The 25,472-nt window shown below is 71.3% G+C and carries 22 protein-coding genes; 11 read left to right on the plus strand and 11 right to left on the minus strand.

The features are described from left to right. Window positions 1-185 precede the first annotated feature (185 nt). Window positions 186-1,724: a histidine ammonia-lyase gene (hutH, locus tag OHT21_RS16390; RefSeq protein ID WP_328774103.1), complete on the minus strand. Its 1,539-nt coding sequence runs from the start codon at window positions 1,722-1,724 to the stop codon at window positions 186-188. 139 nt (window positions 1,725-1,863) lie between these two features. On the opposite strand from hutH, the gene OHT21_RS16395 reads away from it, so the two are divergent. Continuing rightward, on the plus strand, window positions 1,864-2,448 hold the full coding sequence (locus OHT21_RS16395) for an antibiotic biosynthesis monooxygenase (protein WP_328769058.1): 585 nt from the start codon (window positions 1,864-1,866) through the stop codon (window positions 2,446-2,448). Between the two features lie 28 nt (window positions 2,449-2,476). Here OHT21_RS16395 and OHT21_RS16400 read toward each other — a convergent pair whose 3' ends face one another. Both OHT21_RS16400 and OHT21_RS16405 read right to left on the minus strand, forming a co-directional pair. Beyond that, window positions 2,477-3,628: a GGDEF domain-containing protein gene (locus OHT21_RS16400; RefSeq protein WP_328769059.1), complete on the minus strand. Its 1,152-nt coding sequence runs from the start codon at window positions 3,626-3,628 to the stop codon at window positions 2,477-2,479. 85 nt (window positions 3,629-3,713) lie between these two features. Next, entirely contained in the window at window positions 3,714-4,544 is an 831-nt protein-coding gene (locus OHT21_RS16405; RefSeq protein ID WP_328769060.1) for an enoyl-CoA hydratase/isomerase family protein, read from the minus strand. A 937-nt stretch (window positions 4,545-5,481) separates the two neighbouring features. Between OHT21_RS16405 and OHT21_RS16410 the strand changes: the two genes are divergently transcribed. Then, window positions 5,482-6,096 carry a hypothetical protein gene (locus tag OHT21_RS16410; RefSeq protein WP_328769061.1) on the plus strand — a complete coding sequence of 205 codons (615 nt, stop codon included), beginning with the start codon at window positions 5,482-5,484 and terminating at the stop codon, window positions 6,094-6,096. Between the two features lie 22 nt (window positions 6,097-6,118). On the opposite strand, the gene OHT21_RS16415 is transcribed toward OHT21_RS16410, so the two are convergent. Continuing rightward, window positions 6,119-7,327: an adenylate/guanylate cyclase domain-containing protein gene (locus OHT21_RS16415; protein ID WP_443050378.1), complete on the minus strand. Its 1,209-nt coding sequence runs from the start codon at window positions 7,325-7,327 to the stop codon at window positions 6,119-6,121. A 321-nt stretch (window positions 7,328-7,648) separates the two neighbouring features. Then, window positions 7,649-8,548 carry a biotin--[acetyl-CoA-carboxylase] ligase gene (locus OHT21_RS16420; protein WP_328769062.1) on the minus strand — a complete coding sequence of 300 codons (900 nt, stop codon included), beginning with the start codon at window positions 8,546-8,548 and terminating at the stop codon, window positions 7,649-7,651. A gap of 137 nt (window positions 8,549-8,685) precedes the next feature. Here OHT21_RS16420 and OHT21_RS16425 point away from each other — a divergent pair, with 137 nt between their 5' ends. The 4 genes from OHT21_RS16425 (at window position 8,686) to OHT21_RS16440 (ending at window position 11,395) form a co-directional block, all read left to right on the plus strand. Beyond that, window positions 8,686-10,284, plus strand: coding sequence for an acyl-CoA carboxylase subunit beta (locus OHT21_RS16425; protein ID WP_328769063.1), 1,599 nt, complete (start codon window positions 8,686-8,688; stop codon window positions 10,282-10,284). 21 nt (window positions 10,285-10,305) lie between these two features. After that, window positions 10,306-10,512: an acyl-CoA carboxylase subunit epsilon gene (locus OHT21_RS16430; RefSeq protein ID WP_165344881.1), complete on the plus strand. Its 207-nt coding sequence runs from the start codon at window positions 10,306-10,308 to the stop codon at window positions 10,510-10,512. Between the two features lie 72 nt (window positions 10,513-10,584). Next, the gene (gene mmpB / locus OHT21_RS16435; RefSeq protein ID WP_268979348.1) at window positions 10,585-10,713 is read left to right on the plus strand and encodes a morphogenic membrane protein MmpB; all 129 of its coding nucleotides are present in this window, start codon (window positions 10,585-10,587) and stop codon (window positions 10,711-10,713) included. Between the two features lie 61 nt (window positions 10,714-10,774). Further along, the gene (locus OHT21_RS16440; protein WP_328769065.1) at window positions 10,775-11,395 is read left to right on the plus strand and encodes a Maf family protein; all 621 of its coding nucleotides are present in this window, start codon (window positions 10,775-10,777) and stop codon (window positions 11,393-11,395) included. Window positions 11,396-11,401: 6 nt separating this feature from the next. On the opposite strand, the gene OHT21_RS16445 is transcribed toward OHT21_RS16440, so the two are convergent. After that, window positions 11,402-11,878 carry a hypothetical protein gene (locus OHT21_RS16445; RefSeq protein ID WP_328769066.1) on the minus strand — a complete coding sequence of 159 codons (477 nt, stop codon included), beginning with the start codon at window positions 11,876-11,878 and terminating at the stop codon, window positions 11,402-11,404. A 412-nt stretch (window positions 11,879-12,290) separates the two neighbouring features. On the opposite strand from OHT21_RS16445, the gene OHT21_RS16450 reads away from it, so the two are divergent. Continuing rightward, window positions 12,291-14,045 (plus strand): acetyl/propionyl/methylcrotonyl-CoA carboxylase subunit alpha, encoded by a 1,755-nt coding sequence (locus OHT21_RS16450; protein WP_328769067.1) that lies wholly within the window; start codon window positions 12,291-12,293, stop codon window positions 14,043-14,045. 770 nt (window positions 14,046-14,815) lie between these two features. Here the strand turns inward: OHT21_RS16450 and OHT21_RS16455 are convergent. Together OHT21_RS16455 and OHT21_RS16460 are read right to left on the minus strand one after the other, a co-directional pair. Further along, window positions 14,816-15,790, minus strand: a complete 975-nt coding sequence (locus OHT21_RS16455) for a DeoR/GlpR family DNA-binding transcription regulator (RefSeq protein ID WP_328769069.1) — start codon at window positions 15,788-15,790, stop codon at window positions 14,816-14,818. A 167-nt stretch (window positions 15,791-15,957) separates the two neighbouring features. Beyond that, window positions 15,958-17,406: an NAD(P)H-quinone dehydrogenase gene (locus OHT21_RS16460; protein ID WP_328769071.1), complete on the minus strand. Its 1,449-nt coding sequence runs from the start codon at window positions 17,404-17,406 to the stop codon at window positions 15,958-15,960. Between the two features lie 97 nt (window positions 17,407-17,503). On the opposite strand from OHT21_RS16460, the gene OHT21_RS16465 reads away from it, so the two are divergent. The 3 genes from OHT21_RS16465 to OHT21_RS16475 all read left to right on the plus strand — a co-directional run bounded on the left by OHT21_RS16465 (window position 17,504) and on the right by OHT21_RS16475 (window position 21,537). Beyond that, entirely contained in the window at window positions 17,504-17,941 is a 438-nt protein-coding gene (locus tag OHT21_RS16465) for a gamma-glutamylcyclotransferase (RefSeq protein WP_165344887.1), read from the plus strand. A 218-nt stretch (window positions 17,942-18,159) separates the two neighbouring features. Further along, window positions 18,160-18,984, plus strand: a complete 825-nt coding sequence (locus OHT21_RS16470) for a purine-nucleoside phosphorylase (protein WP_328769072.1) — start codon at window positions 18,160-18,162, stop codon at window positions 18,982-18,984. A gap of 909 nt (window positions 18,985-19,893) precedes the next feature. Beyond that, entirely contained in the window at window positions 19,894-21,537 is a 1,644-nt protein-coding gene (locus OHT21_RS16475) for a phospho-sugar mutase (protein ID WP_328769073.1), read from the plus strand. A 24-nt stretch (window positions 21,538-21,561) separates the two neighbouring features. Here the strand turns inward: OHT21_RS16475 and OHT21_RS16480 are convergent, their stop codons facing one another. The 3 genes from OHT21_RS16480 to OHT21_RS16490 all read right to left on the minus strand — a co-directional run bounded on the left by OHT21_RS16480 (window position 21,562) and on the right by OHT21_RS16490 (window position 24,379). Continuing rightward, complete coding sequence (locus OHT21_RS16480) at window positions 21,562-23,229, minus strand: hypothetical protein (protein WP_328769074.1); 1,668 nt, start codon at window positions 23,227-23,229, stop codon at window positions 21,562-21,564. Window positions 23,230-23,424: 195 nt separating this feature from the next. Further along, on the minus strand, window positions 23,425-24,009 hold the full coding sequence (locus tag OHT21_RS16485; RefSeq protein ID WP_328774105.1) for a PH domain-containing protein: 585 nt from the start codon (window positions 24,007-24,009) through the stop codon (window positions 23,425-23,427). A gap of 100 nt (window positions 24,010-24,109) precedes the next feature. After that, a complete protein-coding gene (locus OHT21_RS16490; protein WP_328774462.1) occupies window positions 24,110-24,379 on the minus strand; it encodes a hypothetical protein in 270 nt (89 codons plus the stop codon). 132 nt (window positions 24,380-24,511) lie between these two features. Between OHT21_RS16490 and deoC the strand changes: the two genes are divergently transcribed. Continuing rightward, on the plus strand, window positions 24,512-25,471 hold the full coding sequence (deoC, locus tag OHT21_RS16495) for a deoxyribose-phosphate aldolase (protein ID WP_328774106.1): 960 nt from the start codon (window positions 24,512-24,514) through the stop codon (window positions 25,469-25,471). Window position 25,472: the final 1 nt, after the last annotated feature.

Here is a 25,472-nt window from a genome sequence, read left to right on the forward strand (position 1 = left end):
TGATAGGTGGGCCCCATCCGGAAATGACCGGGAAAACAAAACGCGCCTGAGAGAGGATTCCTTTCAGGCGCACAAAGTTAATGGGTACCAAAAACGTTTCGTTATGAACCCTAGCACAGATCCTGGCGGGGGCACGATCTGCCGACGTGCCCCCGCTCACACCTGCCGAAGCAGCCTCGGAACCCCTACGCCAGCGGGCCCGTCACGGGCTCGGCCGCAGCGACCAGATGCCCCCCGCGTACGAAGGCGTCGGCGGCCTCCAGGTCCGGCGCGAGGAAGCGGTCCGGGCCCGGCCCCTGGACGCCCGCCGCACGGACCGCGTCGATGACCGCGCGGGAGGCGGGGGCCGGGGTGAGGCCCTCGCGGAGTTCGATGGCGCGGGTGGCGGCGTACAGCTCGATGGCGACGATCCGAGTGAGGCTGTCGACGGCCGTACGGAGCTTGCGGGCGGCCGACCAGCCCATCGACACATGGTCCTCCTGCATCGCGGAGGACGGGATCGAGTCGGCCGAGGCCGGGACGGCGAGCCGCTTCATCTCGCTGACCAGGGCGGCCTGCGTGTACTGGGCGATCATCAGCCCGCTGTCCACACCCGCGTCGTCCGCGAGGAAGGGCGGCAGCCCGTGCGAGCGGTTCTTGTCGAGGAGGCGGTCGGTGCGGCGCTCGGCGATCGAGCCGAGGTCGGCGGCTGCGATCGCCAGGAAGTCCAGTACGTACGCGACGGGGGCGCCGTGGAAGTTGCCGTTCGACTCCACGCGGCCGTCGGGCAGGACGACGGGGTTGTCGACGGCGGAGGCGAGCTCGCGGTCGGCCACCAGGCGGGCATGCGCCATGGTGTCGCGGCCCGCGCCGGCGACCTGGGGGGCGCAGCGCACGGAGTACGCGTCCTGGACGCGCGGGGCGTCACCCTGGTGGTGACCGGTGAGGCCGGAACCCTTCAACACGGCGAGCATGTTGGCGGCACTGGCGCCCTGGCCGGGGTGCGGGCGGATGTCATGCAGCTCGGGGGCGAGGACCTTGTCGGTGCCGAGCAGCGCCTCGAGGGAGAGGGCCGCGGTGATGTCGGCGGACTTGTAGAGGGTGTCGAGGTCGGCCAGGGCCATGATCAGCATGCCGAGCATGCCGTCGGTGCCGTTGAGGAGGGCGAGGCCTTCCTTCTCGCGCAGCTCGACGGGCTCTATGCCGTGCTCGGCGAGGAGCACACCGGCCGGACGTACGACTCCGTCGGGGCCCTCCGCGTCGCCCTCGCCCATCAGCGTCAGGGCGCAGTGGGAGAGCGGTGCGAGGTCGCCGGAGCAGCCGAGGGATCCGTACTCGTGCACGACCGGGGTGATGCCCGCGTTCAGGATGTCGGCCATGGTCTGCGCGACGGCGGGGCGTACGCCGGTCCGTCCCGAGCAGACGGTCTTGAGCCGCAGGAACATCAGGGCGCGTACGACTTCCCGCTCGACGCGCGGGCCCATCCCGGCGGCGTGCGAGCGCACGATGTTGCGCTGGAGCTGGGCGCGCATCTCGGGGCTGATGTGCCGGGTCGCCAGGGCGCCGAACCCGGTGGACACCCCGTACACGGGTTCCGGCTTGGCCGCCAGCGCGTCCACGATTTCGCGAGCGGCAGCGAGCGCCGCCACGGCGTCCTCGGAGAGCTCGACGCGCGCTCCGCCGCGCGCCACGGCGAGCACGTCGGCCGCGGTGACACCGGTCGTCCCCACCACCACAGTATGCATATCCATATTCAGGAGCCTAGAGAGTGAATCGCCAATTGTCACGACCGCTGCCGGGCCGAGGTCCTTACAGAGACTCACGGGAGCCTGGCGGTGCCCTGCGCGGGGCATGAGTGGCGCCGTCCGTGGGACGCGGGTCCGTATGAACCACAGCGCCCTCCGTACGGATCACAGCACTCAGTGCACCGAACCGGTCACGGCCGTCTTCACCTGGAAGGTACGCCCCGGAAGGGAAGCCGAGTTCGAGCGGTGGACCCATGGCATCACCCGCAGCGCGTCGCGGTTCCCCGGGAACCAGGGGGTCGCCTGGCTGCGCCCCGAGGACGGGCACCGCTTCCACGTGGTGGTGCACTTCGCCGACCCGGAGCGGCTGTCGCAGTGGCTGACGTCCCGGGAGCGGGCGGACTGGCACGCGCGGATCGAGGGCATCGCCACCGAGATCAGCGGCGAGCGGCAGTCGACCACCGGGATGGAGACCTGGTTCAGTCTGCCCGGTACGACGGTGCAGTCCCCGCCCCGCTGGAAGATGGTGCTGACCACGTTCCTCGCGGCCTATCCGCTCGTCCTGCTGGTCCAGTGGCTGCTCGTGCCCTATACGACGAGCTGGCCGCTGCCGCTCCGCGCGGTGGTCTTCCCGGCGGTGCTGCTGCCCACGCTGACGTACGTACTGATGCCGCGCCTCAGCCGACTGCTGCGGCTGTGGCTCTATCCGTCGCCGTCGCCGTAGGCGGCCGGGGACGGGAGCCGGGCGGGGGTCAGGGGGTGCGGCCCCGGAACCGGCGCCGGTCCCCCGGCAGCTCGGGCGGGGGCCGGTCGGCGAGGCGGACGACCGGGTCCTCGGCGCCGCCCTCGCGACCCGCGACCACGGGTTTGGGGGAGCGGGCGGCCTTGGCCCGGTACTGGGCGGCGTCCGCGAGACGGAACAGGCGGCGGGCCGAGCGGACAGCGCCGATGGGGTCCCCGGTGGAGGCGACACCGCACGCGACGCCCTCGCCGAACTCCAACTCGGCGGCCCGGCGGCACAGTTCATCGGCGACGCGGACGACCTCGTCGGCGGCCGGCCCCAGCGAGAGCAGGCAGAACTCGTCGCCGCCGAGGCGGGCGGCGAGCGTGCCGGGGAGCATCGCGCCGCACAGCGAGAGGACCGAGCCGAACCGCTCCAGGAGCTGGTCGCCCGCGGCATGGCCCCGGGTGTCGTTGACGCGTTTCAGGCCGTTGACGTCGCAGACCACGAGGCTGACGACCGCACCGTCGGCGCGATGCCGCTCGAGGGCCTCGTCGAGGCGTACGTCCACGGCGCGGCGGTTCGCGAGGCCGGTCAGCGCGTCCGTGAAGGCGAGCCGTCGGACCTCCTCCAGGCGTTCGGTCTGGGCGATCCCGGCGGCGGCGACCGAGGCGAGAACGGTCGCGAAGTCGGCGTCGGCGCGCGCGAAGACGGGGGCTCCCGCCCGGCGGGCCACATACAGCTCGCCCCAGGCCCTGCCGTGCAGCACTATCGGCGCGACGACACAGCAGCCGCGCCCGCGCCTGCGCAGCGCGGCGACCCTCTGGTGGCAGTACCCGGCGCGGTCCCCGGCCGGCCCCTCGGCCGTCTCCACCCAGGCATTGGTCCCGCCGCCGGCCGCCCACCGCTCGTGCAGGAACTCCGTGATCTCGGGGAACTGATGCACCGGGTAGGCCTCGGCGTCGGGGTACTCCTCCTCGTCCGCCGCCCGCTCCCCCACGTTCACCAGCACCCGCAGCCGGCCGAGCTCCCGCTCCCACACGGACACCGCGGCGAAACTCCCGGCCAGCGCGTGACAGGCGCCCACCGCGGCGGCATGCCACGACTCCTGCGGGGTGCGCGCGGCGGCCATGCCCTGCGCCAGCGCCACCACGGCCCTCAGCCGCATATCGTCACCGCCCATTACTCCAGGTTAAGGATATTTGCGGTGATTTGGGATACCGAGGCGCCGAACAGGGGGTTACGGGGGCACGGCGTTCGGCCGCCCGCTACTCCCCCGGCCAGTCCGGCGCGCGCTTCTCGTTGAACGCCGCGACTCCCTCCGCCCGGTCCCCCGAGAAGGCGACCGAACGCCATGCCGCGTCCTCGACCTCCAGGCCCGTACGCAGGTCCAGGCCCTGTCCGAGGCGGAGGGCGCGCTTGGCGGCGCGCAGGCCTACGGGGGAGTTCGCGGCGATCCGTGCGCCCAGCGCGAGCGCCTCCTCGCGGTCGCGGCCCGCCTCGACGAGGTCGTCCACGAGCCCCAGCTCCCGCGCCTCGGCGGCCTCGACGCGTCGCGCGGTGAAGACCAGTTCGGCCGCGCGTGCCGCGCCGACCCGGCGCGGCAGCAGCTGCGTACCGCCGCCGCCCGGGATCACCCCGACGGACACCTCGGGCAGGCCCACCACGGCCGTACGGTCCGCCACGATCAGGTCGCAGGCCAGCGCGAGCTCGAAGCCGCCGCCCAGCGCGTAGCCGTGCACGGCCGCGATGGTGGGCATCGGCAGGTCCAGTACGCCGGTGTACGCGGCCCGTGCCACCGGCCGCTGCCGCACCAGCTCGGCGTCCGTGAGCGAGTTGCGCTCCTTCAGGTCGGCGCCGACGCAGAAGGCTCGCTCGTGGGTGGAGGTCAGCACGACCACGCGTACGTCGCGGTCGGCGGCCAGTGCCTCGCAGGCGGCGGAGAGGGAGCGGGCCATCTCGGTCGATACGGCGTTCATGGCCTTGGGGCGGTCGAGCGCGAGCTCTGCGACGTGGTCGTGGGCGGTCGCGTCCGCGTCCGCGTGCGCGCGGTCGTGGCGTCGTACGGCCACGAACTCGCCGTAGCGCTGCTCGGCCATGGCATCCTCCTTGGTTAACGAGGGTTAACTTGCGTGGCTCTGATCATCCCAGGGGGGTGCCTCCGGCGATAGGGCGGGGGCGGGTTGTGTGTGGCTGGTCGCGCCCACGCGGCGGAGCCGCAAATTGACACCGCCCCGCGGGGTGCCTCCGGCGGTTGGGCGGCTGCGGGTGCGTGGTGGCTGCTCGCGCAGTTCCCCGCGGGGTGCCTCCGGCGGTTGTGCGGCTGCGGGTGCGTGGTGGTTGCTCGCGCAGTTCCCCGCGGGGTGCCTCCGGCGGTTGTGCGGGTGCGGGTGCGTGGTGGTTGCTCGCGCAGTTCCCCGCGGGGTGCCTCCGGCGGTTGTGCGGGTGCGGGTGCGTGGTGGTTGCTCGCGCAGTTCCCCGCGCCCCTGGGGTGCGTGGTGGGTGCGGGGCCGCGGGCCGGTGCGTCAGCCCGTCGCCAACAGGGCATACGACCCCGTGCTGACACAGGGCGCAGCAGTGCCCAGACCGAAGCTAAGCGACGGACATACGACGCACCGGCCCACGTCCCCTCCCACCGGCGGGAAGCTGCCGGTTTCGTGCGGGGCGCGGGCTTGTCGGCTCGCTTGCTCTTCGAGGGTGCGGCCAGTCGCAGGCATTTCAGGGGCGCGGGGAACTGCGCGACCAGCCACAACGCACCCGCACCCGCGACACAACTGTCACCCACCACCCCGGTAGGCACCCCACCGCCCGCGGCAGGCTCCCCACCCACCCCGCAAACCCACCCACCCGCCGTAGGCAGGGGGCCTGGGGGCGCAGCCCCCAGTTTCGGGAAGGGGCGGGGCTGGGGCAAAAAACCCTTACACGCCGAACCCTTTCGGGTGATGTGCGGGCGAACGCCGTCGGCCCGCGCGGCGACGCGCATAGCCTGCGCACCGCGACAGCGCGCCGGGGGCGCGTTCACTTGGGGGAGAGCACATGCGGGACGCGGTGGCCGACGGCCGGACAACGGTGCACGAGGCGGATCCGTGCAGAACGGAGCGGCCACGCGGGCGTCATCGCAAGCCACGGCCCCGGCGGATGCTGGTCACCGTGGGAGGACTGGCGTTGGCGGCCGGGGCACTGAGCCTGATGCGGCTCGCGCCGGAGCCGCCGGGCGGGACTGGCGGGGGCGTCACCGCCACGGACATCGACCCCGCGGAGATCGAAGCCGCCGACATCGAACCCGCCGACGTCGAGCCGACAGCGGTCGGGGCCACGCAGGCCCCTGCTCCGGTCTCGGACACGGGGGAGGCCGCAGCCGAGGGCACCCCGACGCCCCGTACGTCCGCCTCGCCCGCTGCCAAGCCGCCGCCGAACCGCGGCGACCAGCCCGAGGGGCCCGCGGACCCGACCGTCACACCCAAAGGGCCGCTACCCACGCCGTCAGGCAAAACCAACCCGCACGACGCGACCGAAGGCCCCACACCCGCGAAGCCGCCCGCCGGCAACCCATCGACCCCCAACCCTCAGCCACAGCCACCGACCCCGCCCCCCGGCGACCGAACCCTGTGCGTACCGATCGTGGGCCTCTGCCTGGACGCCCCTGGCTGAGACCTGGCACTCCGGCTGAGGCTCAGCTGTCCCGGCGGGTCAGCAGCCACGGCTCGACCACGCCGAGCCCGCGCACCGGCCGCTGCCACATCGGCTGCAGCGCGAAGCGGTACGTCGGCGGCTCCTCGCCCTCCTTCTCCGCCGCGGCAGCCGCTTCGGCGGCCTCCGCCTCGGAGGCGGGCGCGTCGCCCGTGCGCGTCAGCTCCTCCGCGAGCGCGCTGTCCACCAGGACAGCGTCCTTAGGGGCTATCGAGGTGAGCCGCGAGGCGAGGTTCACGGTCGCGCCGAAGACGTCACCCATGCGAGTCGTCACCGTGCCGAAGGCGATGCCGACGCGCAGTTCGGGCATCGTCTCGTCGTTGGCCATGGTCTCGATGAGACGCAGGGCGATCTCGGCGGCGACGCCCGGATCGTCGGCTGCGTACAGCACCTCGTCGCCCAGGGTCTTGATCAGGCGGCCCCCGTGCGCGGCCACCAGGTCCGCGGAGGTGGTCTCGAAGGCTTCGACGAGTTCGCCGAGTTCTTCTTCCTCCATGCGGCGCGTCAGGCGCGTAAAGCCGACGAGGTCCGCGAAGCCGACGGCGAGGCGGCGGTCCACCATCTCCTCGTCGTCCGCGGCCTGTACGACCCGGCCGGTCGCGGCGGCGAGCTGGCGGCGCCAGACGTAGACGAGGAACTCCTCCAGCTCGGGCAGCAGCAGCTCGACCAGGGGGTACGTCACTTCCGTGCGGGTCATGCCCGGCTCGGGCGGCTCGGTCAGGCCCTCCAGGAACGAGTCGATCTGCCACTCGGCGAGGCGGGCGGTGGTCTGGCCGGTGGAACGCGCGACCTGGATCGCCATGGCCTCGCTCAGCAGCCCCGCCTCCACCAGACCGGCAAGCCTCCGCAACGCGAGTACGTCCGCCTCCGTGAGCGCCCTGGCCTGGCCGATGTCGGCGAAGCCCATGGCCCGCCAGAAACGTGACGCCAGGTCCATGGAGACACCCGCGCTGCGGGCCGCCTGGAACGGGGTGTAGCGCCGTTCGGCTCCGAGGATGAGCTGTTCCAGGCGGAGGGCGAGGGGGTCGTGGTCGTCGCCGGAATCGTCCGGGTGCGCGTCCACCCGGTCGTGTGCCTCGACCCGGTCGATCCGCGCGGCCGAGGCACCGGCGACGGAACCGGCGCCGCGCCCCGGCTCACCGTCGGAGGCGGGGTGTGCACCCGTGCCGGAACCCGAGTCGTCGACGGTCACGCCTGCTGCCCTTCCGATCTGCCACGGTCACTTTCGACCGGCCTCAACTCTACGGCAGGTGTGCTGTGGCTCACTCCTGTCGCGCCGGGCCGCCTGCCGTTCCGGCCGGGGTCCGGCCCGCGGCGCAGCCGCCATCAGGCGCAGCGCGCCCCGGGAGACGCAGCACGGCAGGTGTGCTGCCGCTCACTCCCGCGCGGGCGAGACCCAGTACACCTTGGCCCACTCCAGAGTCGTACGACACGGTCAAGCCCCCGTCTCAACAACGGAACTCGGCTATCCCGCCCGTACAACCGAACTCGAGTACCCCACCCGTAGCACCACTCACTTTTCCCCCTCCGCCCGCAGATGCACGATGTCCCCCGCCCCGATCGGCTGCTGCACGCCTTCGCCCGTGGCCAGCACCAGCCGTCCGTCCCCGTCGACCGCCACCGCCTCGCCCACCAGCGAGCGGTCCCCGGGCAGTTCCGCCCGTACCGTCCGTCCGAGCGTCGCGCAGCCCGCGGCGTACGTCTCCTGGAGGCGGGAGGTGGCGGGGTCGCCGCCGGCCGCGCGCCAGTCGGTGTACCAGCGCTCCAGTGAGCGCAACACGGCCCGTAGCAGCGGGTCGCGGTCGGTGATCGGGGAGCCGGCGAGGGCGAGTGATGTCGCCGTGGGGACGGGGAGTTCGTCCTCGCGGAGGGTGACGTTGATGCCGATGCCGAGCACGACGCCATCGTTTCCGGCGCGCTCGGCGAGGATGCCGCCGACCTTGCGCTCCTCGCCGCCCACGGTGAGCAGCAGGTCGTTCGGCCACTTCAGGGCCGTGTCCACGCCGGCCGTGCGGGACAGCGCGGTGGCCGTGGCGACCCCGGCGAGCAGCGGCAGCCAGCCCCAGCGCTCGACGGGGACCTCGGCGGGCTTCAGCAGGATGGAGAAGAAGAGGCCCGAGCGCGGTGGGGCCGTCCACTGGCGGTCCAGGCGCCCGCGCCCGGCGTCCTGCTCCTCGGCCACGAGGACCGCGCCCTCCTCGGCCTTGCCGTCGGCGGCGAGGGCGACGAGGTCGGAGTTGGTGGACCCGGTACGGGACACCAACTCCACGCCGGTCCAGAGCCCTCCGTCCCGGACGAGCGCGCGGCGCAACGCGGTGGCGTTGAGGGGCGGACGGTCCAGGTCGGACCAGGGGCCGTCGTCCCGCCGATCATCGCGGCCATCGTTCGCATCTGAGTCATCTCGCGGCGTCATGCAACCCACACTAGGTGTGGTAAACGCCGCACTGCCGAACGGTAGGCACCGCACTACTCTACGGATGAGTAGCCAATCCCCCTTATGAGCACCTCACTCGCCACGTCCCCACTGAGCAGGCAGGGAGCCCCATCCCGATGTCCGAGCCGGAACAGCTGCAAGAGATCGACATCCACACCACCGCGGGCAAGCTCGCGGATCTGCGGCGCCGTATCGAGGAGGCGACGCACGCCGGCTCGGCGCGTGCCGTCGAAAAGCAGCACGCCAAGGGCAAGTTGACAGCTCGTGAGCGGATCGAGCTGCTCATGGACGAGGGGTCCTTCGTCGAGCTGGACGAGTTCACGCAGCACCGTTCGACGGACTTCGGCATGGAGAAGAACCGGCCGTACGGCGACGGGGTCGTGACCGGTTACGGCACGGTCGACGGCCGCCCGGTGGCCGTGTTCTCGCAGGACTTCACCGTGTTCGGCGGCGCCCTGGGCGAGGTCTTCGGGCAGAAGATCATGAAGGTGATGGACTTCGCACTGAAGACCGGCTGCCCGTTCATCGGCATCAACGACTCCGGCGGCGCCCGCATCCAGGAGGGCGTCTCGGCGCTCGGCATGTACGGCGAGATCTTCCGCCGCAACACCCACGCCTCCGGGGTGATCCCGCAGATCAGCCTGATCGTCGGCCCGTGCGCGGGCGGCGCGGTCTACTCCCCCGCGATCACCGACTTCACGGTGATGGTCGACCAGACCTCGCACATGTTCATCACGGGCCCGGACGTGATCAAGACGGTGACGGGCGAGGACGTCGGCTTCGAGGAGCTGGGCGGCGCCCGCACCCACAACGCCACCTCGGGCGTGGCCCATCACATGGCGGGCGACGAGAAGGACGCGATCGAGTACATCAAGTCGCTGCTGTCCTACCTCCCGTCGAACAACCTCAGCGAGCCGCCCGCCTTCCCCGAGGAGGCGGACCTGGCGCTCACGGACGAGGACCGCGAGCTGGACACGCTCGTACCGGACAGCGCGAACCAGCCGTACGACATGCACACAGTGATCGAACACGTCCTGGACGACGCCGAGTTCTTCGAGACGCAGCCGCTGTACGCGCCGAACATCCTCACCGGCTTCGGCCGCGTCGAGGGCCACCCGGTGGGCATCGTGGCCAACCAGCCGATGCAGTTCGCGGGCTGCCTGGACATCAAGGCGAGCGAGAAGGCGGCACGCTTCGTGCGCACCTGCGACGCCTTCAACGTCCCGGTGATCACCTTCGTCGACGTCCCCGGCTTCCTGCCGGGCGTCGACCAGGAGCACGACGGCATCATCCGCCGCGGCGCCAAGCTGATCTACGCGTACGCCGAGGCGACCGTCCCGCTGATCACGGTGATCACCCGCAAGGCGTTCGGCGGCGCGTACGACGTCATGGGCTCCAAGCACCTGGGCGCCGATCTCAACCTCGCCTGGCCGACGGCCCAGATCGCCGTGATGGGGGCGCAGGGCGCGGTCAACATCCTGCACCGCCGCACCATCGCGGCCGCGCCCGAGGAGGAGCGCGAGGAGGTCCGCCGGCGACTGATCCAGGAGTACGAGGACCGGCTCCTCAACCCCTACGCGGCAGCCGAGCGCGGCTACATCGACGGCGTGATCATGCCGTCCGAGACCCGCTCCCATGTCGTACGGGGCCTGCGTCAGCTGCGTACGAAGCGGGAATCCCTGCCTCCGAAGAAGCACGGCAACATCCCCCTGTAGGGCACCAGTTTGGGAGCGGTCATGATCAAGGTCGTACGGGGCAATCCGACCCCGGAGGAGCTGGCCGCCGCACTGGCGGTGGTCCAGGCGCGCGCCGCGGCGGTGGCCGCCGCCCCGTCCGGCGCGCCCCGCGAGCCGGACGCCTGGGCGGACCCCGCCCGGGTGGCGATGGGCCGGCTGCCCGCGCCGGGGCCGAGGGCGTGGGGGCGTACGTACTGGCCCGGATAGGGGCACGTGTCCTACGCAAGATGAGTACGGGTACTCAGGCGGCCGGGCCCGGCGCGGAGTCACGATCGTGGAATGCTGTGGTCCGACCCCGAGAACGAGCCGCCCAAGGAACTGCGCGACATGCAGGACATGTTGCGGCGGCTGGGGATTTTCTTGGCGTTGGCGATGGTGGTCGCGATGATCGTGCTCGGCGTCATGTGAGCCGCCGCCGGTCGCCGGGCGGTCGGTGACCGCCCCGGACGCCCCTCGCTACGCTGGCCGCATGACTGATCAGCCGCGCCGTCGACTCGTCCTCGCCTCCCAGTCCCCCGCCCGGCTCGCACTGCTGAGGCAGACCGGCTTCGACCCCGAGGTCATCGTCAGCGGGGTCGACGAGGAGGCCGTGACCGCTCCCACCCCCGCCGAGCTGGCACGCGCGCTCGCCGAGGCGAAGGCCTCGGTGGTGGCGGCGAAGCCCGAGCTCAAGGGCGCCCTGGTGATCGGCTGCGACTCGGTGCTCGACCTGGACGGCGAGGCGCTCGGCAAGCCCGCGGACGCCGAGGAGGCCACCGCGCGCTGGAAGTCGATGCGCGGGCGCGCGGGCACGCTGCAGACGGGGCACTGCGTGTACGACACGGTGACGGGACGGTACGCCTCGGCGACCGCGTCCACGGTGGTCCGGTTCGGCGAGCCTACGGACGCCGAGATCGCCGCGTACGTCGCCTCGGGCGAACCCCTCTACGTGGCCGGGGCGTTCACGCTCGACGGCCGCTCGGCCCCGTTCATCGAGGGCATCGATGGGGACCACGGCAACGTCATCGGGATCTCCCTGCCGATGCTGCGCCGACTGCTGGCCCAACTGGGCGTCGGCATCACGGAGTTGTGGACGCCGCGGGAGAGTTGACGCCGATCAGGAGGCCGTGGGTGCCGTCGGCCTGACCGTGGAGCCCGGCCCGTCACCTTGCCCGGGCACGGCATCGGAGACGTCGGTCCCGCCTTCACGGTCGTACGCCATGAAGATCAGCACGATCAGCCCGCACACGACCATCATGAAGGCGAACGCGCCCCAGCCCACCAGTCCGACCGCGAACGCGCCGAGCAGGCCGTGCACGACCGCCGCGCTGATGAGCACGATGCGGCCGAGACCGGCGGGGGCGCGGTCGCGCAGGGCGACGCGCAGGGCGACGAAGCCGCAGAAGGCGAAGTAGAGGCCGAAGATCAGGCCCGCGACCTTCGAGGAGACGGACATCATCCCCGCGTCGAGCCCGGCGAGGGACATCTCCTGGCGGTCGACGACGACTCCCATGAACCAGTTGACCAGTGCGATGCCCACCGCCTCCGCGAAGAGCACGATCGCGGCCACCCACGCCACCGGCCTGCGTACCACCGGCCCCCACCCACTTTCGACTTCCGTTCTACCGAGGCTTGCGTTACCCCTAGTAGCGTTTGATACATCGCGAACGCTACATGGGGGTCCCCCCGGCTCGAGCGAAGTCGAGAGTTGGGGGAGGGTAAACGTCGGGACAAGGGATCTACCTAAGGCAAAGATTCGTTCGCCCATTCGTAGGAACTCCACAAAGAAACGGAGTGGCCCGCAGCACGCTCTCACAGAGACCTTGGCCACATCAGAAGGCTAGGGTTCTTGGGAAGCCCCCTGCGTACCGCGGTGCGACAAGGGATTTCGCGGGCGAGCAGGCCTCGTATCACGCTCCGTGTGGGCAAGCTCACCATCGGGGATGGGTCGAAACGACGTGTCGGCAGTCCCTAAAATCGGCTTGTTTCAAGGAGAGGGAGCCAACGTGCGCAAGGTGTTGATCGCCAATCGTGGCGAAATCGCTGTCCGTGTCGCCCGGGCGTGCCGAGACGCCGGTATCGCGAGCGTGGCGGTGTACGCCGAGCCGGACCGGGACGCACTGCATGTGCGGGCCGCGGACGAGGCGTTCGCCCTGGGCGGTGACACTCCGGCCACCAGTTACCTGGACATGACCAAGGTGCTCCAGGCGGCCAAGGACTCGGGGGCGGACGCGATCCACCCCGGCTACGGCTTCCTCTCGGAGAACGCGGACTTCGCGCAGGCGGTGCTGGACGCCGACCTGATCTGGATCGGCCCGCCCCCACAGGCGATCCGCGACCTGGGCGACAAGGTCGCCGCCCGGCACATCGCGCAGCGCGCCGGCGCCCCGCTGGTGGCGGGCACCCCGGACCCGGTGAACGGCGCCGAGGAGGTCGTGGCCTTCGCCGAGGAGCACGGCCTGCCGATCGCGATCAAGGCGGCGTTCGGCGGCGGCGGTCGCGGTCTGAAGGTGGCCCGCACCCTTGAAGAGGTCCCCGAGCTGTACGACTCCGCGGTCCGCGAGGCGGTCGCCGCCTTCGGCCGCGGCGAGTGCTTCGTGGAGCGCTACCTGGACAAGCCGCGCCACGTGGAGACCCAGTGCCTGGCCGACCAGCACGGCAACGTCGTCGTCGTCTCGACCCGTGACTGCTCCCTGCAGCGCCGCCACCAGAAGCTGGTCGAGGAGGCCCCGGCGCCGTTCCTGACCGAGGAGCAGAACAAGCAGCTGTACGCGGCCTCCAAGGCGATCCTCAAGGAGGCCGGGTACGTCGGTGCCGGCACCGTGGAGTTCCTGGTGGGCGTGGACGGCACGATCTCCTTCCTGGAGGTCAACACCCGTCTGCAGGTGGAGCACCCGGTCACCGAAGAAGTCACCGGCATCGACCTGGTCCGCGAGATGTTCCGCATCGCCGACGGCGAGGAACTGGGCTACGACGACCCGGCGATCCGCGGCCATTCCTTCGAGTTCCGCATCAACGGCGAGGACCCCGGCCGCAACTTCCTGCCCGCCCCCGGCACGGTCACGACCTTCGCGCCGCCGTCGGGTCCGGGCGTGCGCCTGGACGCGGGCGTGGAGTCCGGCGCGGTGATCGGCCCGGCCTGGGACTCACTGCTCGCCAAGCTGATCGTCACCGGCGCCACCCGTGAGCAAGCCCTGCAGCGGGCCGCCCGTGCGCTGGCCGAGTTCCAGGTCGAGGGCATGGCCACGGCCATCCCCTTCCACCGCGCGGTCGTCGCTGACCCCGCGTTCACCAGCAACCCGTTTAGGGTGCACACCCGCTGGATCGAGACCGAGTTCGTCAACGAGATCAAGCCCTTCGCCGCTCCGGTGGACACGGAAGCGGAGGAGGAGCCGGGGCGCGAGACGGTCGTCGTCGAGGTCGGCGGCAAGCGGCTGGAGGTCTCCCTGCCGTCCTCACTGGGCATGTCCCTGGCCCGTACGGGGCTTGCGGCGGGCGCCAAGCCGAAGCGCCGCGCGGCGAAGAAGTCGGGTCCCGCCGCGTCCGGCGACACCCTTGCCTCTCCGATGCAAGGCACCATCGTCAAGGTGGCCGTCGAGGAGGGCCAGGAGGTCAAGGAGGGCGACCTGGTCGTCGTCCTGGAGGCCATGAAGATGGAACAGCCGCTGAACGCGCACCGCTCCGGCACCATCAAGGGCTTGAGCGCGGAGATCGGTGCGTCGATCACTTCGGGCGCGGTGATCTGCGAGATCAAGGACTGACACCTCGGTGGTTGGGGCGGGGGGTTTCTTTCCCCAGCCCCGCCCCTTCCCGAAACTGGGGGCTGCGCCCCAGGCCCCTGGGTGGGGCGCCTACGGCGGGTGGGTGGGTTCGTGGGGGTGGGTGCCTACCGGGGTGGGGGTGACAGTCGTGTCGCGGCTGCGGGTGCGTTGTGGCTGGTCGCGCAGTTCCCCGCGCCCCTGAAAAGCCTGCGACTGCCAGCACCCCGACGAGCAAGCGACACGAGAAAGCCCGCGCCCCGAGAAGGCGCCGGCGCCCAGAGCAAGCCCGCCCCCCGGAGGGCGGCCGCGGACCGGACAAGCCCGCGCCCCGAGCAAGCCCGTGGCCGGGAAAGCCAGCCCCCAGAGGGAGCCCGGACCCCCGACTACCGGCAGCTTCTCGCCGGTGGGAGGGGACGTGGGCCGGTGCGTCCTATGCCCGTCGCTTAGCTTCGGTCTGGGCACACCAGCACCCTGTGGAAGCACGGGGCCGTATGCCCTGTTGGCGACGGGCTGACGCACCGGCCCGCGGCCCCGCACCCACCAACCACCCAAGGGGCGCGGGGAACTGCGCGAGCAACCACACTCAACCCGCACCCGCCCAACCGCCGGAGGCACCCCGCGGGGAACTGCGCGAGCAACCACCCACACACCCGCACCCGCCCAACCGCCGGAGGCACCCCGCGGGGAACTGCGCGACCAGCCACAACGAACCGTCAGTCGACAACGAACCCAACCCGCCACGAACCCATTCCGCCCAACCGCCGGAGGCATCAGCGCCGCCGCATATCCGCAACCCGCGCCCGCTCACTCTGGGGCTGATCCCCAAGCACCCCCGCGGCGCTCCGCAACTGCGGCCCCCCGCCGGGCATTTGCCCCCGCCGCGGCCCGGGCAGCGGCACATCCCGGCGCGGCGGCGGCTGACGCCCCGCCGAACCCGCCGGCCCCGTGTCACCGCCCGCCCCACCCGAGCCGGCGACAGCAATCTGCACGCCCTGATCCGCCAGCGCCTGCAACTCGGTGACCGCACGGTCGTCATGGCCGGGCGGCTCGTCCGTGACCAACCGCGTGATCACATCCGTAGGCACCGTCTGGAACATCGTGTCGGTGCCGAGCTTGGTGTGATCGGCGAGGACGACGACCTCCGCGGCGGCCTGGACCAGCGCGCGGTCGACGGACGCCGACAGCATGTTGGAGGTGGACAGGCCGCGCTCGGCGGTCAGTCCGCTTCCGGACAGGAAGGCCCGCGACACCCGCAGCCCCTGCAAGGACTGTTCGGCGCCGCTGCCCACCAACGCGTAGTTGGAACCGCGCAGGGTGCCGCCGGTCATCACGACCTCGACGCGGTTGGCGTGGGCCAACGCCTGAGCCACCAGCAGGGAGTTGGTGACGACGGTCAGCCCGGGCACCCGCGCGAGCCGGCGGGCCAGCTCCTGCGTGGTGGTGCCCGCCCCGACCACGATGGCCTCGCCTTCTTCGACGAGACTCGCGGCGAGATCGGCGATGGCCGTCTTCTCGGCGGTCGCGAGATGTGACTTCTGCGGAAAGCCGGACTCTCGCGTGAACCCGCCCGGCAATACCGCACCGCCATGCCGGCGGTCGAGGAGTCCTTCTGCCTCCAGTGCGCGCACGTCCCGCCGTACGGTCACTTCAGAGGTCTGGACGACGCGGGCGAGCTCACGGAGCGACACGGCCCCGTTCGCTCGCACCATTTCGAGGATCAATTGGCGACGTTCTGCAGCGAACACGAAACTGACAGTAACCCCAACGACCGTCTGCTTTCAGCAGTTTGCGCCGAATAACAGAAGTTGTTCGCACGGCAGCGCGGAAAGTGGTATACGCGTCCGCTCCCGCTGTCCACGGCCCTTGAAGAAGCGACAACTCCCCGTGACCAGCGAGGAGTTGCTTTCGGCCGTCAGGCGTCGAGCTCGGTCTTGCGGGTGTGCAGCTGCCGGGCCACCTCGGCGATCGAGCCCGAAAGGGATGGGTACACGGTGAAGGCGTTCGCGATCTGTTCGACGGTCAGGTTGTTGTCGACCGCGATCGAGATCGGATGGATCAGTTCCGAGGCACGCGGCGAGACGACGACTCCGCCGACGACGATCCCGGTGCCCGGCCGGCAGAAGATCTTGACGAAGCCGTCCCGGATGCCCTGCATCTTGGCGCGCGGGTTGCGCAGCAGCGGCAGCTTCACGACCCGGGCGTCGATGACGCCGCCGTCGACGTCCGCCTGCGAGTAGCCGACGGTCGCGATCTCGGGGTCGGTGAAGACGTTCGAGGACACGGTCTTCAGGTTCAGCGGGGCGACCGCGTCGCCGAGGAAGTGGTACATGGCGATACGGCCCTGCATCGCCGCCACGGAGGCGAGCGCGAAGACACCGGTGACGTCACCGGCCGCGTACACGCCTGGAGCCGTAGTCCGGGACACCTTGTCCGTCCAGATGTGCCCGGACTCCTTCACCTTGACGCCGGCGCCTTCGAGACCCATGCCATGGCTGTTGGGGATGGCGCCGACGGCCATCAGGCAGTGCGAGCCGGTGATGACGCGTCCGTCGGACAGCGTCACCTCGACCCGGTCGCCGACGCGCTTGGCGGACTGGGCGCGGGAGCGCGCCAGGACGTTCATGCCGCGCCGCCGGAACACGTCCTCCAGGACGCCCGCGGCATCGGAGTCCTCACCCGGCAGCACACGATCACGGCTGGATACGAGGGTGACCCGCGACCCGAGCGCCTGATAGGCACCGGCGAACTCGGCACCCGTAACGCCGGAGCCGACCACGATGAGTTCCTCGGGCAGCTCGTCGAGGTCGTACACCTGGGTCCAGTTCAGGATCCGCTCGCCGTCCGGCTGCGCGTCGGGCAGCTCACGCGGATGTCCGCCGGTGGCGATGAGCACGGCATCGGCGACGAGCGTCTCCTCGCTGCCGTCCGCGGCCCGCACGATCACCTTCCGGGATCCGTCGAGGGCCTGCTGCCCGTCGAGCCGCCCGCGACCGCGCATGACCCGCGCACCGGCGCGCGTAACGGACGCGGTGATGTCGTGCGACTGGGCGAGCGCGAGCCGCTTCACCCGGCGGTTGACCTTGCCGAGATCGACTCCGACCACCCGGGCGGGCGTATCGATGTGGGGAGTGTCGTCGGCCACAATGATGCCGAGTTCCTCGTACGAGGAGTCGAAGGTGGTCATCACCTCGGCGGTCGCGATCAGGGTCTTCGACGGCACGCAGTCGGTGAGCACCGACGCGCCGCCCAGGCCGTCGCAGTCGACGACGGTTACCTCCGCGCCGAGTTGGGCGGCCACCAGGGCCGCCTCGTATCCGCCGGGTCCGCCACCGATGATCACGATCCGAGTCACGTACTCCATTGTCCCGTACGCCCCACCGTGCTTCCGCCCCGGGGGCCTGCTCCCGGTGCCTCTGTTGCAGAAGAGGCGCGCGCATCGCTGCCGTACCCTCAACCCCATGTCGCTCTACGCCGCATACGCCGGCAATCTCGACCCGCGGCTCATGACGCGCCGGGCCCCGCATTCGCCGCTGCGCGCCACCGGGTGGCTCAACGGCTGGCGGCTGACCTTCGGCGGCGAGCACATGGGCTGGGAGGGCGCGCTCGCGACCATCGCGGAGGCGCCGCGCTCGCAGGTGTTCGTCGCGCTGTACGAAGTCGCTCCGCTCGACGAGGACTCCCTGGACCGCTGGGAGGGCGTCGGGCTCGACATATACCGGCGGATGCGGGTCCGTGTGCACACGCTGGAGGGCGAGGAGCCGGCGTGGGTGTACGTGCTGAACGGCTACGAGGGCGGGCTGCCTTCGGCGCGCTACCTGGGGGAGATCGCGGACGCGGCGGAGTCGGCGGGGGCGCCGCACGACTATGTGATGGAGCTGCGGAAGCGGCCTTGTTGATCCAGGGTGCGTTGATCGTTGGGTGCGTTGATCGTTGGGTGCGTTGATCGTTGGGTGCGTTGACCCTTGGGTGCGTTGACCCTTGGGTGCGTTGATCCTTGGGTGCGGCAGCGTTCCCGGGCCGCCCCGCTCAGAAAAGACCTCAGAAAAGACAACGATCGCCAACCTGTGACCCCCAGCATCTACGCGCGTAGGCATCTACCAGCTACCCTCATCGCGTGAACGCTTCTCTTCTTCCGGACGACATCCACGGCGACCCCTACGCCGCCGCCGACGCCGCCGCCTCGCGCCTGCGCGAGCTCACGGGCGCCGAGACCCACGACGTCGCGCTCGTGATGGGCTCCGGCTGGGCACCGGCCGTGCACGCCCTCGGTTCCCCCGAGGCCGAGCTCCAGGTCACCGAGCTGCCCGGATTCCCTCCGCCGGCGGTCGAGGGCCACGGCGGCAAGATCCACTCGTACCGGCTGGGCGACAAGCGGGCGCTCGTCTTCCTGGGCCGCACCCACTTCTACGAGGGGCGCGGTGTCGCCGCCGTCGCGCACGGCGTACGTACCGCTGTCGCCGCCGGTTGCAAGACGGTCGTGCTGACGAACGGCTGCGGGGGGCTCCGCGAGGGGATGCGCCCCGGCCAGCCGGTACTCATCAGCGACCACATCAACCTCACGGCTACGTCGCCGATAGTCGGCGCCAACTTCGTCGACCTGACGGATCTCTACTCGCCTCGGCTGCGCGCCCTGTGCAAGGAGATCGACGCGTCGCTGGAGGAGGGGGTGTACGCGCAGTTCCCCGGGCCGCACTACGAGACGCCGGCGGAGATTCGGATGGCTCGGGTCATCGGGGCGGATCTGGTGGGGATGTCGACGGTCCTTGAAGCCATTGCGGCGCGGGAGGCTGGGGCGGAGGTGCTGGGGATTTCGTTGGTGACGAATCTTGCGGCCGGGATGACGGGGGAGCCGCTGAACCATGAGGAGGTTCTGCAGGCGGGGCGGGATTCTGCTGCGCGGATGGGGGCGTTGTTGACGCGGGTGCTGGATCGGATCTGACCGTTGCCGGCGGACGGTCAGTGTGGCTGGTTGCGCAGCCGTGCGGGGTGCCTCCGGCGGTGGGGCGGTTGGGTGCGTTGTCGGCTGACGTTCGTTGTGGTTGCTCGCGCAGTTCCCCGCGGGGTGCCTCCGGCGGTGGGGCGGTTGGGTGCGTTGTCGGCTGCGGGTCCGTCGTGGCTGGTCGCGCAGCCCCGCGGGGTGCCTCTGGCGGTTGGGCGGGTGTGGGTTGTGTGTGGCTGGTCGCGCCCACGCGGCGGAGCCGCAAATTGACACAGCCCCGCGGGGTGCCTCCGGCGGTTGGCGGGTGCGGGTGCGTGGGTGGTTGCTCGCGCAGTTCCCCGCGCCCCTTGGGTTCGTGGTGGGTGCGGGGCCGCGGTCCGGTGCGTCAGCCCGTCGCCAACAGGGCATACGACCCCTTGCTGACACAGGGCGCCGGTATGCCCAGACCGAAGCTAAGCGACGGGCATACGACGCACCGGCCCACGTCCCCTCCCGCCGGCGAGAAGCTGCCGGTAGTCGGGGGTGCGGGCTCCCGCCGGGGGCTGGCTTTCCGGGCCACGGCTGCCTTCCGGGGCGCGGGCCCCTTCCGGGCCACGGGCTTGCTCGGGCCGCGGCCGCCTTCCGGGGCGCGGGCTTGCTCTGGGCGCCGGCGCCTCCTCCGGGCGCGGGCAGCCGCAGGTTTTTCAGGGGCGCGGGGAACTGCGCGACAAGCCACAGCGCACCCGCAGCCGCGACACAACTGTCACCCACCACCCCAGTAGGCACCCACCCGCCCCACGAACCCACCCACCCGCCGGAGGCAGCGGGGCCTGGGGCGTAGCCCCCAGTTTCGGGAAGGGGCGGGGCTGGGGAAAGAAAACGTCTCCCCCACCCACCCAGTTGTGGACCAAACGAAAGAGGTTGACCCACGTGCAGGACGAACTCGTCGCGAGGGCCAAGGCGTGGCTGGCCGAAGACCCCGACCCGGAGACCAGGGCCGAACTCGCCCAGCTGATCGACGCCGGGCACACAGCGGAGCTCACCGCACGGTTCACCGGCACCCTCCAGTTCGGCACAGCAGGCCTGAGAGGCGAACTCGGCGCAGGGCCCATGCGAATGAACCGCGCGGTGGTCATCCGAGCCGCCGCAGGCCTGGCCGCGTACCTCAAGGGCAAGGGCCACAACAACGGCCTGGTCGTCATCGGCTACGACGCCCGCCACAAGTCGGAGGACTTCGCCCGCGACACCGCCGCGGTGATGACCGGCGCGGGCCTGAGGGCAGCCGTACTCCCCCGCCCCCTCCCCACCCCCGTCCTCGCCTTCGCCATCAGGCACCTCGGCGCGGTCGCGGGCGTGGAGGTGACCGCCAGCCACAACCCGCCCCGCGACAACGGCTACAAGGTCTACCTGGGCGACGGCTCCCAGATCGTCCCCCCGGCGGACGCCGAGATCGCCGCGCAGATCGAGGCGATCGCGAGCCTGAACGACGTACCGCGTCCGACCGCCGGCTGGGAGATCCTCGCCGACGAAGGCGCCGACAGCGTTCTGAACGCCTACCTCGCCCGTACGGACGCCGTACTCGCCGCCGACTCCCCCCGAACCGCCCGCACCGTCTACACGGCGATGCACGGCGTCGGCAAGGACACCCTTCTCGCCGGCTTCGCCCGCGCCGACTTCCCGGAACCCGTCCTCGTCGCCGAACAGGCGGACCCGAACCCGGAGTTCCCGACGGTCGCCTTCCCGAACCCGGAGGAGCCGGGCGCGATGGACCTGGCCTTCGCGAAGGCCCGCGAGACGAACCCGGACCTGATCATCGCGAACGACCCGGACGCCGACCGCTGCGCCGTGGCCGTCGCGGACGGCGGCGACTGGCGCATGCTGCGCGGCGACGAGGTCGGCGCCCTCCTCGCCGCCCACCTCGTGAAGCGCGGCGCCCGCGGCACGTTCGCGGAGTCGATCGTGTCGTCCTCGCTCCTCGGCCGTATCGCGGAGAAGGCGGATCTCCCGTACGAGGAGACCCTGACGGGCTTCAAGTGGATCGCCCGGGTGGAGGGCCTGCGTTACGGGTACGAGGAGGCCCTCGGCTACTGCGTGGACCCTGAGGGCGTACGGGACAAGGACGGCATCACGGCGGCCTTGCTCATCACGGAGCTCGCCTCGGAACTCAAGGAGCAGGGCAGGACGCTCCTCGACCTCCTCGACGACCTTGCTGTCGAGCACGGTCTGCACGCCACCGACCAGCTCTCGGTCCGCGTGGACGACCTCTCCCTGATCGCAAGCGCGATGCACCGCCTCCGCGAACAGCCGCCCACCCACCTGGCCGGCCTGGCGATCACCAAGTCCGAGGACCTGACAAAGGGCACGGACAAACTCCCGCCCACGGACGGCCTCCGCTACACGCTCGACGGCGCCCGCGTCATCGTCCGCCCGAGCGGCACGGAGCCGAAGCTGAAGTGCTACCTGGAGGTCGTCATCCCAGTCGCCTCGCACACCGACCTGCCCGAGGCGCGCGAGAAGGCGACCGTCCTCCTGACGGCCATCAAGCGCGACCTGTCGGCGGCAGCGGGCATCTGACGCCGACGGGGGCCTGGTGCGGTCTCACCTCAGCGCCATCACCGCCACCACCCAGCCCAGCGCCAGCACGACCGTCAGCGGCCACAGCGGGCGCCCGCGTTCGGGCGCCGTGCTCTCGCCCGTGGGGCGCAGGGCCGGGTCCGTGCGCATCGCGCTGAGTTCGGCGGCCAGGGCGTCGTAGGGGTGGACCAGGCCGCGGGTGCGCTCGAGCCAGCCCCAGTGGGGGGCGGCTACGGCCCAGTTGTCGCCCCGCCAGCGCAGCTTGAGCTCGAAGCGTTGGCGGCGTACGGAGCGGAGGTCCTCCCAGGGGACGTGCTGGGGGCCGCGCAGGCCGGTGACCCACAGGCCCGTGCGGTCGGCGGTGATGCGCCAGGCCAGTTTCACGGGGACGCGGACAGCGCCGTAGACCCCTAGCACGACGACCAGAGCCAGCTTCCACACGGCGGTTCCGGATTCGGTGGACCAAGGCCAGCAGAGCCAGACGCCCCAGGCCACCAGCACCGCGGCCGCCAGCCAGTCGAGCCATCCGGCATGCCAGCGGCGGACCGCGACGGGCGGCTGGGTTCCGGCCAACTCCCTGGCCTGCTCTTCCAGTTGGCGGCTCTGTGCTTCCCGGGCCTTCTCGCGTTCGATGCGCCGCCGTCCCGCGCTCAGCGACAACGGGCGTACGGGGCCCGTCGACCACTCGATCAGCGGAGGCTGGGCCGGGTCCACGTCGGCGCTGAGGACGAGGACCTCGGCGCTGTCGTAGGGCACGCCGAAGAGGACGGCTTCGCGGACCGGGCCCGGGGTGTCGGCCTCCACGAACTCCAGGAGCCGCTCGAGCTCTTCGTCGTCGGTCTCCGTCCCTTCGGCTTCCGCGTCGTCCTCGTCGGCACCGTCGTCCTCGTCGTCATCGTCGAACGAGGTCAGGTCGACGGTGAACAGGGGGCGGATGGCCCGGACGTCGTCCGCCGCGTACACCTCCGTGCTGCCTTCCACGTCGTCGCGCACCAGGACGCGTAGTACCGGTGCGGGTTCACGGCGCAGCTGAACGGCCCGGTGCCGGCCGAACCAGGCCGAGGCCAGGGCGGTCGCGCCGAGGCCTGCCACGAAGAAGGCGGCGGCCCAGGCGCCCCGACGGTCGTCGGCCGAGCTCCAAAGGCCCGTGGTGGCTCCGGTCAGCACGCCGAGGGCGAGGACCACGAGGCCGAGGTTGCGCAGGAAGCTGCCGCGCCGCACCGGTTCCTCGGCGTCGGGCAGCCAGGCCGTGACACCCTCGGCTGCCTCCAACGCCCGCTCGTACTGCGTGCTCCGCGCGCGCAGCCGTACGGCGACGACCGCCCAGCAGGCCACCACGACGAACACGAAGAGCGCGGTCACCACCCACGGCTGCGACGGTGCCTGGAACGCGAGCGCGAGGAGCAGCGCGGGCGCCCCCGCCCAGACGAGCTCGGGGCGGGCGAGCACCCACAGGACGTACACCGCGAACGCCGCCGCGAGAAACGGCCACAGCCCGCCGAGCAGTACGGCCCAGCCACCCGCGCACAGCGCGAAGGTGGTCGCTCCGGCCGCGACCGACCTGCGTACGCGCAGGAACGTCCAGCGCGGCGGCAGCGCCGCCGACCAGACCCCGGCCTGCCCGGCCGTCCAGTCCCGGCAGCCGTCCGGTATCGCCGTGGCGGGCAGCCGCAGAGGCTCGTCGTACGACACATCTACTCCCTCGGTGCGTGGCTACGCCGGTGACGCCTGGACCGGTCGGGTCCGGACACCCGCAACGGAACACCCGTGACGGGACACCCGGACGGCGAAGGCAGCCACCACCCTCTCGTACGGGCCAAAGCGCCCATCTCCTCAAGATCCGGGGTGTTGCGTACGGCCTCAGGGCCCCTGAGGCAGCCCGAGCCGTCAGCCCATCGCCAGGAGGATCGCCAGCAGTACCGCACCGGCCAGGGCCGGCGCCAGGACCTCGTAGGCCCACCGCACCGACGGCTCCCCCTGCGCCCGCTTGTCCGGCCCCCGCGCCACCACCAGTTCACGCAGCTCGTCCATGATCTGGTCGGTCTGGGCGCGCACGGGTCCGGTCGGCTCCGGCATCCGTGACGGACGGACGTCGGCGCCCTGCTTGTCCGCGCGGGCCTGCCGCCGCGCCGCCTTCTTACGGGCGCGCAGCGAGACGGGTATCGCCCACAGCTGGTACTTGGTGCCGGATTTGTCGAGCACCTCGTTCGAGTAGCCGGAGCGCAGGGCCTCGACCGCGCCCCAGGGCAGCACGATCACACGGAAGGGGTTGCGGATGCGCAGCCGGTCGTCGTTCGCGAAGACGGCCGGGCGCAGAGTGAAGGCGACGACCAGGGGGACGAAGAGGATCAGCCCGGCGAGCGCCAGCCACGGCGTCCGGCCCTCGCCGACGATCAACGCGTCGATACCGAGCCAGCCCGCGATGGCGAGCAGCAGCACACCGCCCGCGATGGCGGAGGGTGAGCGATAGATCCGGTCCCTGGACTCCGGGACCGAGGGCCGCGGGGGCTGCGGGGGCTGCGTAGACGACGTGGACGGCGAGGACGGCGCGGGTTCCGATGAGTCCGCGGGCTCAGGAGCGCCCTGGGAGTCCGGAGAGCCAGGAGAGCCAGGAGAGCCAGGAGAAGCAGGAGAAGCAGGAGAAGCAGGGGAACCCGAAGAGCTCGACGCATCCGAGGCTTCCGGAGCCTGAGGGGAGTCCGTACGCCCCGAAGTGCCCGGAGCATCCGAAGATCCCGGGGCCTCCGGGGATGTGGAAGATCCCGAGGATTCCGGTGGTGGTGGCTGATGGTCCGGGGTCGTCATGGTCCCGATTCTGCCCGACGCCTCTGACAACGCTCATCCGCGGTCACCGAGCTCTCGAAGACCGCTGCGCCGAGCTCTCGATGGGAGCCGCGCCCATCTCTCGACGAGCCCCGGAAAGCCTCGGGGACTGTACAGCCGCTACGCGCGTAGATATGCTCCCCTCGTGACCATGCCCACCACAGCACCAGCCGCACACGCACTCGGCGACGTAACCACGTCCGACAGCACGCTGCGCCGCTTCCTCCACGGGCTGCCCGGAGTCGACGCGGTCGGCCTGGAGGCGCGCGCCGCCTCGCTCGGTACCCGTTCCATCAAGACGACGGCAAAGGCGTACGCCATCGACCTCGCCATCTCGATGGTCGACCTGACAACCCTGGAAGGCGCGGACACCCCGGGCAAGGTCCGGGCACTCGGCGCCAAGGCCGTCCACCCCGACCCCACGGACCGTACGACCCCCGCGACGGCGGCCGTCTGCGTCTACCCCGACATGGTGACCACCGCCAAGGCGGCCGTTGCCGGTTCCGGCGTCAAGGTCGCCTCCGTCGCCACCGCCTTCCCCGCCGGGCGAGCCGCGCTCGACGTGAAGCTGGCCGACGTACGCGACGCCGTCTCGGCCGGGGCGGACGAGGTCGACATGGTCATCGACCGCGGCGCGTTCCTCGCGGGGAACTACATGAAGGTGTACGACGAGATCGTCGCCGTGAAGGAGGCCTGCGGGACGAGCGCTCGCCTGAAGGTCATCTTCGAGACCGGCGAGCTGTCGACGTACGACAACATCCGGCGCGCGAGCTGGCTCGGCATGCTGGCCGGGGCCGACTTCATCAAGACCTCGACGGGCAAGGTGGCGGTGAACGCGACGCCGGCGAACACCCTGCTCATGCTGGAGGCCGTGCGTGACTTCCGTGCGCAGACCGGGGTACAGGTCGGGGTGAAGCCCGCGGGCGGTATCCGCACCAGCAAGGACGCGATCAAGTTCCTGGTCCTGGTGAACGAGACGGCGGGCGAGGACTGGCTGGACAACCACTGGTTCCGCTTCGGCGCGTCCTCACTCCTGAACGATCTGCTGATGCAGCGCCAGAAGCTGGCCACCGGCCGTTACTCCGGCCCCGACTACGTGACGGTGGATTGAT

This window comes from Streptomyces sp. NBC_00286, assembly GCF_036173125.1.
GTDB lineage: Bacteria > Actinomycetota > Actinomycetes > Streptomycetales > Streptomycetaceae > Streptomyces.

Excerpts from the sequence above, each read along its gene's own strand:
- OHT21_RS16430 (WP_165344881.1), top strand. The coding sequence starts at position 10,306 with ATGATCAAGGTCGTACGGGGCAATCCGACCCCGGAGGAGCTGGCCGCC.
- OHT21_RS16410 (WP_328769061.1), top strand. The coding sequence starts at position 5,482 with ATGCGGGACGCGGTGGCCGACGGCCGGACAACGGTGCACGAGGCGGAT.
- OHT21_RS16395 (WP_328769058.1), top strand. The coding sequence starts at position 1,864 with ATGAACCACAGCGCCCTCCGTACGGATCACAGCACTCAGTGCACCGAA.
- OHT21_RS16420 (WP_328769062.1), bottom strand. The coding sequence starts at position 8,548 with ATGACGCCGCGAGATGACTCAGATGCGAACGATGGCCGCGATGATCGG.
- OHT21_RS16460 (WP_328769071.1), bottom strand. The coding sequence starts at position 17,406 with ATGGAGTACGTGACTCGGATCGTGATCATCGGTGGCGGACCCGGCGGA.
- OHT21_RS16405 (WP_328769060.1), bottom strand. The coding sequence starts at position 4,544 with ATGGCCGAGCAGCGCTACGGCGAGTTCGTGGCCGTACGACGCCACGAC.
- OHT21_RS16400 (WP_328769059.1), bottom strand. The coding sequence starts at position 3,628 with ATGGGCGGTGACGATATGCGGCTGAGGGCCGTGGTGGCGCTGGCGCAG.
- OHT21_RS16490 (WP_328774462.1), bottom strand. The coding sequence starts at position 24,379 with ATGAGCGTTGTCAGAGGCGTCGGGCAGAATCGGGACCATGACGACCCC.
- mmpB (WP_268979348.1), top strand. The coding sequence starts at position 10,585 with ATGCTGTGGTCCGACCCCGAGAACGAGCCGCCCAAGGAACTGCGCGAC.
- hutH (WP_328774103.1), bottom strand. The coding sequence starts at position 1,724 with ATGCATACTGTGGTGGTGGGGACGACCGGTGTCACCGCGGCCGACGTG.
- deoC (WP_328774106.1), top strand. The coding sequence starts at position 24,512 with ATGCCCACCACAGCACCAGCCGCACACGCACTCGGCGACGTAACCACG.
- OHT21_RS16440 (WP_328769065.1), top strand. The coding sequence starts at position 10,775 with ATGACTGATCAGCCGCGCCGTCGACTCGTCCTCGCCTCCCAGTCCCCC.
- OHT21_RS16465 (WP_165344887.1), top strand. The coding sequence starts at position 17,504 with ATGTCGCTCTACGCCGCATACGCCGGCAATCTCGACCCGCGGCTCATG.
- OHT21_RS16425 (WP_328769063.1), top strand. The coding sequence starts at position 8,686 with ATGTCCGAGCCGGAACAGCTGCAAGAGATCGACATCCACACCACCGCG.